Raw genomic sequence first — 2,895 nt, 5'->3', positions numbered from 1 at the left:
AAGAACAATATAATTGCTGAAATAAAACTCAATTCACCATATTGCTGATTTAACTTTGCTAAAAAATCAGTGGATGGACTCGTTAAAATTAATTCAATAATAAACCCAATAATTAACAAAATATAAGTAACATAATATAGTGGACTTCCTACTATGTACTGAGCGATACTTTGAATTCGTTTACGAGCTAATACAATACCTATAAAAGTTATGAGCGACACGATAAGATGAATTATACTCGCTGTCCATAAATAGAAATCAAATGGTGTTAACATAAATAGTTTCATACCCACTTCGAGAAATAGCATTTTCACAAGCGTAATAATAACCATGCTAACAAGCGCAAAATATAAATTCCGCATAAAGTTCAATTCATTTTGCATCAATCCTAAACTTATTAGAAATAACACAATTGTACTATTAAGCTCTGGATATCTCGTTACTGTTACGACAATTACAAGTAAAATAATAAATACAACACTTAAAGACGCTAACATTCTATATGACAATCTATTGTACCGGATTAATTGAATGTATAAGAAGGTATGACTCATACTAGTGAGCAAAAGTGCAAACACATCATAAATATACATTACATCTCACCCTTTAACATTGTACGTACTTTACTAACTAAACGCCGCGATACTGGAATTCGTTTCCCACTTTTTAATATCATCATCTTCTGCGTTGTATCATAAGAAGACATTTGTATAATATTCACGACATATGATTGATGACAACGAAATAACCGTTCATCTACTATTTCAATCTCTTTTAATGTTCCATAAAAATAAACGATACGATCTAACGTCACTAAAGCTAAACGATGTGGTTCATCGGTCATAATATATTCGACTGCATGAAATGGCAGTCGCACAGTAGCTTTACTATTTTCAACAATAAAATCATCCTTAGGAATAGTAGTCTTATTGCGTGCCTCATATTGAAGCAAACATTGCTCAAATACTTGATATCGTTCTTCATAAGGCAAACCTTTATCAATAAATGTTAAAGCTGATACCATGTATTGATACGAGATCGGTGCAAATTCTGAATGCGTCGTTACAAACACAATAATCCCTTGCGTATCATATTTACGAATTTCTTGCGCTACTTGCAACCCTTTACGTTCTTCTCTTTTTATCTCAATATCTAAAAAATAAATTGGTACATAAGTCGCCCGTGGAATGTTTTTAATAATGTTTTCACTTTTACTAGTTACTTCGATAAAATCGTACGGCAACATATATTTCTCACAAATCTCTTCAACTAACCGCTTCATTTGCTGTGCTTGTATGACATCATCTTCTAAAATGAAAATACTCATATTATCACTCGCCTTATAGAAATCTTTCACTTACTTAAAAAAGTTCAAAAACATACCCCTTTATCTACAGATTTATCTATAACTATATAATTCACATTATTATAACAATCTCCTTCTATACACTTGAAAGTATTAATCCACTATAGTTTTTTTAAACATAGAAAATAACCTCTACTTTCCGAGTAAAAAGTAGAAGTTTTAATCAAGCCATTTATAAAGAAAACTCTCTATCTCTATCAATAACTACCTTAAAAAACTCAGAGTAATGCGATAAAGAATAGTCCGCTACATCACATTTATCTTGAAACATACATGTTGAAATACCTAATTCCTTCGCAGGCAATAGATCTAACTCTCTATCTCCAATTGCTAGATCAATATTGTGCTTTTTATGTAAATGATCATAAGCTAAAGAGTTCGGTTTTCGAGGGAAACCATCGTCAATTGTAACCATATCGACGAAGTATTTGTCCCATCCATAATACTTTAAGATTTCCATAACTCCTGTCCTATGTTTATGTGTCATAATCACGTTTTGATGCGCAAATTTCAAAATCTCTTCGACACCTTCAAATGGTTTCATATCTTTTGGAGTAAACTGTTTCTTCAAAACTTTAATCTGTTCTTCCTGTTCATTTGAAATGTTGTAATATTGAATTGCGTGGGAATATGATATTTTTAAGTTTTTGTATATTTCTTGTTTATCTACTGCATCACCTAATATTTCAGAAAGCATCATTGTATATGCAGGATACGTATTAAATAACGTCCCATCAAAATCCCATAAAATATTCATTTTATACACCTTCTATTTTTTACTTACTTACATTGTTACATATTGCGTATTACGAAATCTGCCAAATCCCTCGGTGATTCCTTTTCCAAATAATACTCCTCAGCTTTCCAATACCTACTTTGAAACTTTGGAAGGTTCTTCTGCGTTTCCTCACTCTCGCGAAGAAACCTTGTCTCTCTTGAACAATCCAAATACACCATATAATGAAAGAAATTTCTCCATTCTTTTCGCTGCAGAAAAACACCTTCAACAATTATTACACCTACTAAAGGAAGCTGTATTTCTTTCATTTCACATATGTCTGTTTCATCATGATAGAAAGGCAATTGTACTTGTATATCGCTTTGTAACTTCCAAAAAAAGTTTCGCTGCAACCACTCTATATCCCATTGAAGGTTGTAGTACTCATACCATTCTGCAAATCCAGTATTATATCGCTTATTACGCTCAGTAATATGATCGTCAATATGAAAAATATGAAACGGGATTTCACTTTGCTTCAAATCTTCTTCCAACTCTTTAACCAATGTTGTTTTACCTGAACGACTTAGACCATCTATACCTAATATAAATCGCTCATCTTTATGCTCCTTAATAACTTTCATTATTTCACTTGTGCTCATTACTTTTGCCAATCTTCTTTTAATAATKAATAAACGACCGTGTCATGAGCAACATCATTTTGAATCATATATTTTCGAAGTAATCCTTCTTCTTGAAATCCGGCTTTTTTTAATAAATTACGGGAAGCTTCATTTTCTATATATACGAC

The 2,895-nt window shown here is 31.8% G+C and carries 4 protein-coding genes and 1 pseudogene; all 5 read right to left on the bottom strand.

The features are described 5' to 3' along the window. Positions 1-593 (bottom strand): annotated as a pseudogene (locus tag AC1DTM_RS21610) (GHKL domain-containing protein); the annotation flags it as partial. Further along, positions 593-1,327, bottom strand: a complete 735-nt coding sequence (locus AC1DTM_RS21605; RefSeq protein ID WP_477000839.1) for a response regulator transcription factor — start codon at positions 1,325-1,327, stop codon at positions 593-595. The pseudogene AC1DTM_RS21610 and the gene AC1DTM_RS21605, both read right to left, overlap by 1 nt. Before the next feature lie 211 nt (positions 1,328-1,538). Next, entirely contained in the window at positions 1,539-2,123 is a 585-nt protein-coding gene (locus AC1DTM_RS21600) for an HAD-IA family hydrolase (RefSeq protein WP_477000838.1), read from the bottom strand. A 35-nt stretch (positions 2,124-2,158) separates the two neighbouring features. Beyond that, complete coding sequence (locus AC1DTM_RS21595) at positions 2,159-2,746, bottom strand: kinase (protein ID WP_340824479.1); 588 nt, start codon at positions 2,744-2,746, stop codon at positions 2,159-2,161. Continuing rightward, positions 2,746-2,895: GNAT family N-acetyltransferase (locus tag AC1DTM_RS21590; protein WP_477000840.1), on the bottom strand; the 150-nt coding region annotated here is incomplete at its 5' end. The genes AC1DTM_RS21595 and AC1DTM_RS21590, both read right to left, overlap by 1 nt.

The organism is Bacillus sp. P4_D3 (assembly GCF_056401855.1).
Note: the sequence above shows the minus strand (reverse complement) of the source record. Positions and strands in the feature narration are given on the sequence as shown.